Raw genomic sequence first — 3,917 nt, 5'->3', positions numbered from 1 at the left:
GGACCATCGATGCGGCCCTACTAGCGCAGCAGCTCGGAGCGGTCGATGACATGCCGGGCGATCAGGTGGATGACCAACCCCTCCTTCTGCAGGCGACCGCGGACCTCGACGAGGCGGCCGCCGATCACGGCGCGGCGGTAGCGCTCACAGACCTGGGGGCAGACGATGATGTTGGCGATGCCGGTCTCGTCCTCGAGCGTCGCGAAGATCACCCCGCTGGACGTGCCCGGGCGCTGGCGGATCAGCACCAGGCCGGCCGTGGCCACCCAGGTGCCGTCCTTGGCTGCGCGCATCTCGGCGGTGGAGAGGATGCCGTCGTCGGCGACGTGCCGGCGGAGGAGCGACATCGGGTGCGCCTTCAGGCTGAGCCTCAGCGACTGGTAGTCCTGCACCACCTCCTCGCCGAGGGTCATCGCCGGCAGCAGGATCTGCGCCTCGCCGGCGAGCTCGATCGACGGCCGATTGTCACCAGGCCCGCGGAGGCGATCGGCCGCCTCGAAGAGCGGCAGGGGGACGTCTCCGAGGCCGCGGATCGCCCATAGGGCTTCCCGGCGGCCGAGGCCCATGGAACGCCAGGCGTCGGCCTCGGCCAGGCGCTCCAGCGACGCCACGGTGATCTCGGCGCGGCGCCAGACATCGCGGAGCTCGCGATAGCCGTCGTCGCGGGCGGCTGCGATCCGCGCCGCCTCGACCTCGCGCAGGCCCTTCACCTGGCGCATGCCGAGGCGGACGGCGAGGCCGCGGGCGCCCGATTCCAGGCTGCAGTCCCAATCGCTATGGTTGACGTCGACCGGACGGACCTCGACACCATGTTCCTTGGCATCGCGCACCAGCTGCGCCGGCGCATTGTAGCCCATCGGCTGCGAGTTGAGGATGGCGGGCGCGAAGATCGCCGGGTGGTGGCGCTTGAGCCAGACGCTGACTTAGACGATCAGAGCAAAGGACGCCGTGTGGCTCTCCGGGAAGCCATACTCGCCGAAGCCTTCGATCTGGCTGAAGCAGTCCTCGGCGAAGGCCTACTCATAGCCGCGGGCCAACTGGGGGGCAATCAGTCATTTGCAATCCAAATATAACATATTTATTTATAGCGGCTACTTCGCCATTCTCAGATGAGCGATCTTCTTGCCCGTCGCCGCCGCGGCGACCTGCCAAGCGAGGACTCCATGAGATTTACGTCCTATTCCCTGCGCGGCCGTGAAGGCCTCGCCGTTCACACGCCGGAGGGCTGGCGCGGCATTTCCTATGGCGAGCAGGGGCTGAGGACACTTGAGGCGGTGATTCCGTCGGGAGACGCTGCGCTCAAAAGCCTCGGCTTCTGGCTGCGGGACGCCGGGCGCGCGCTTGACGAAGCAGAGATGGACTTCCTCCCCCCCTTGCGCCAGCCGCCCAAGATCATATGCGTTGGCCTGAACTATCGGGACCATTCGGCGGAGAGCAATTTCGAGCAGCCCGCCTACCCCACCCTGTTCGGACGCTTCGCCACCACCTTGGTCGGTCACGGGGAGCCCATCATACGTCCGATGGTGTCCGAACAGCTCGACTATGAGGGCGAGCTCGCCGCCATCATCGGCATCGGCGGTCGGCACATCCGCGTCGAGGACGCCCTCAAGCACGTCTGTGGCTGGTCGATCTTCAACGAGGCGTCGATCCGCGACTACCAGTTCAAGTCGCCACAATGGACCATGGGCAAGAACTTCGACGGCACCGGTGCCTTTGGACCCACCTTCGTGACTGCCGATGAACTGCCCGAGGGCGCCCGTGGCCTGCGCCTGGAGACCCGCCTGAACGGAACGGTGGTACAGAGCGCCTCGACCAGCGACATGGTGTTCGACGTCGCCACCCAGATCGCGGTCATTTCCGAAGGCATCACACTGCAGCCGGGCGACGTCATCGTCACCGGCACGCCGGCCGGCGTGGGCCTCGCACGCAAACCGCAACTGTGGATGAAGCCCGGCGACGTGGTCGAAGTGGAGATCGAGCAGATCGGCGTCTTGCGTAACCCCGTCATCGCGGAAGCCTGCTCCGCCGCCGCCTGAGACTGGCGATGTTCGACGTCACCTTGACCTTCGACAATGGCCCCGAACCCGGCGTCACCCCGCAGGTGCTCGACATCCTCGGCGGGGCGGGGATCAAGAGCACCTTCTTCGTGCTAGGGGAAAAGCTGCGGAACCCCAGCCGCCGGGTGCTGGCGAGCCAGGCGGCACGCGAGGGGCACTGGATCGGCAACCACACCTTCACGCACTCTGCAGCCCTGGGCCTTAGCACCGACCCGCTGGCGCCGCAGATCGAGATCGAACGCACCCAGTCCCTGATCGCCGATCTTGCCCACCCGCTTAGGTGGTTCCGGCCTACGGGCATTGACGGCACCATCGGCCCGCACTTGCTGAGCCCGGCGGCGGTCCAGTGGCTCAAGCAAGGCCTGTACAGTTGCGTCCTGTGGACCTGCGTGCCGGGCGACTGGCTCGAACCCGAAGGCTGGGTGGAGACGGCGGTCCAGGCGTGCCGCTCACGGCTATGGTCGGTGGTGGTGGTGCACGACCTGCCGACCGGCGCCATGGACCATTTGCCCCGCTTCATAAACCGCATCCACGAGGAAGGCGGCCGATTCCGGCAGGACTTTCCGGAGGATTGTGTTCCTCTTCGCGCTGGGCAGGAGGTCTTGTCTCTGGCGCCCTATGTCGCCCAATGACCCCGAACGTCACCCCTTGCCCTGGGAGAAAACAGCATGCTGGAGCGCACCCAACCCGAAACACCGCCCCTGATCGTCACGCTTGAGGACGGCGAGGAAATCCGGCCCTTCGGCCTGGATATGAAGGTGGTGGTCCGCTCGGATCACACCGGCGGCAAGCTGTCGGCCATCCTGGCCGTGCACCAACCCGGCGAAGGCCCGCCCAACCACGTCCACTTCCACCAGGAAGAAGTCTTCTTCGTCCTAGAGGGGACCTATGAGGTCGGCGTGGACGGAGTCATGCGGACGGTGGGGCCCGGCACCTTTGTCTACCTCCCGCGCCACGCGGTCCACACCTTCAAGAACGTCGGGACGACGCCGGCGAAGATGCTCGATATGAGCTTTCCCGGCGGCCAGGATCGCTATTTCCGGGAAATCTCCGATCTGGCCAAAGGCGACGGTTTCAGCGGCGAGAAGATCCACGAGATCAGCAAACGCCACGACACCAATTTTCCTGACACGGCCGCCTCATGATCGTCGAACAGCGCACCTACCGGGTGAAGGCGGGCAAGGTCCGCGATTACCTCCAGACCTACGAGGAGGAAGGCTTGCCGCTGCAGAGAAAGTACCTCGGCCGGCTGGTGGGCTACTTCTTCACCGACATCGGGCCGCTCAACGAGATTGTTCACCTGTGGGCTTACGACAGCCTGGACGATCGCGCGGCCCGCCGCGCAGCCCTGTCGGCCGACCCGGCGTGGGTCGCCTACGCGCCCAAGATCTTTGCCTGCATCGAGACCCAGGAGAGCAAGATCCTGGCCCCGGCGCGCTTCTCACCCACCTACTGACTTCAAGGCTTCGATCAGGAAGTCGGTGAACAGCCGCGCGGCGGGCTTGGCGGCGCGGCCGGCGGCGTAGACGGCGTTCAGTTCCACCGGTTCCCGGCGCCAATCGGGCAGCACGGGCGTCAGCCGCCCGTCCTCCAGTTCCTGGCGACTGCCCCAGTAGCCGGTGGACACCAAGCCCAGACCCGCCACGGCGGCGGCGACCGCGCCCTCGTTCGAGCTGGTTGTCAGCCGGCTTTCGACCAAGACCGAGACCGAGCGTCCGTCTTTTTGGAACGACCACCCGCCAGGAATCTGCCCGGCCGGTCCGCCGATCACCGCGTGAGCTGCCAGGTCGGCCGGCGAGGAGGGCGTCCCGGCCCGCTCGAGATAGGCCGGCGACGCCGCCAACACGCGCGGGTTGGAAC

The 3,917-nt window shown here is 66.5% G+C and carries 6 protein-coding genes; 4 read left to right on the top strand and 2 right to left on the bottom strand.

Annotation, left to right across the window (positions count from 1 at the left end):
- Positions 1 to 20: 20 nt before the first annotated feature.
- Positions 21 to 857: a helix-hairpin-helix domain-containing protein gene (locus AC3XYG_RS01755; RefSeq protein ID WP_489138092.1), complete on the bottom strand. Its 837-nt coding sequence runs from the start codon at positions 855 to 857 to the stop codon at positions 21 to 23.
- Between the two features lie 252 nt (positions 858 to 1,109).
- Here AC3XYG_RS01755 and AC3XYG_RS01750 point away from each other — a divergent pair, with 252 nt between their 5' ends.
- The 4 genes from AC3XYG_RS01750 to AC3XYG_RS01735 are packed head-to-tail and all read left to right on the top strand — an operon-like array spanning position 1,110 to position 3,513.
- Positions 1,110 to 2,036 carry a fumarylacetoacetate hydrolase family protein gene (locus tag AC3XYG_RS01750; RefSeq protein WP_489138091.1) on the top strand — a complete coding sequence of 309 codons (927 nt, stop codon included), beginning with the start codon at positions 1,110 to 1,112 and terminating at the stop codon, positions 2,034 to 2,036.
- Positions 2,037 to 2,044: 8 nt separating this feature from the next.
- Positions 2,045 to 2,689, top strand: coding sequence for a polysaccharide deacetylase family protein (locus tag AC3XYG_RS01745; RefSeq protein ID WP_489138090.1), 645 nt, complete (start codon positions 2,045 to 2,047; stop codon positions 2,687 to 2,689).
- A 36-nt stretch (positions 2,690 to 2,725) separates the two neighbouring features.
- Positions 2,726 to 3,202 (top strand): cupin domain-containing protein, encoded by a 477-nt coding sequence (locus tag AC3XYG_RS01740; RefSeq protein ID WP_489138089.1) that lies wholly within the window; start codon positions 2,726 to 2,728, stop codon positions 3,200 to 3,202.
- Complete coding sequence (locus AC3XYG_RS01735; RefSeq protein WP_489138088.1) at positions 3,199 to 3,513, top strand: NIPSNAP family protein; 315 nt, start codon at positions 3,199 to 3,201, stop codon at positions 3,511 to 3,513. The genes AC3XYG_RS01740 and AC3XYG_RS01735 overlap by 4 nt, the downstream gene beginning before the upstream one ends.
- Here the strand turns inward: AC3XYG_RS01735 and AC3XYG_RS01730 are convergent.
- Positions 3,499 to 3,917, bottom strand: a 419-nt coding sequence (locus AC3XYG_RS01730; RefSeq protein WP_489138087.1) for a LysR substrate-binding domain-containing protein, incomplete at its 5' end; no start/stop codon positions are given. The genes AC3XYG_RS01735 and AC3XYG_RS01730 overlap by 15 nt on opposite strands.

The sequence above is a fragment of the Inquilinus sp. genome (assembly GCF_057815775.1).
The sequence above is the reverse complement of the archived record's forward strand: the minus strand, read 5'-3'. Positions and strand labels throughout refer to the sequence as shown.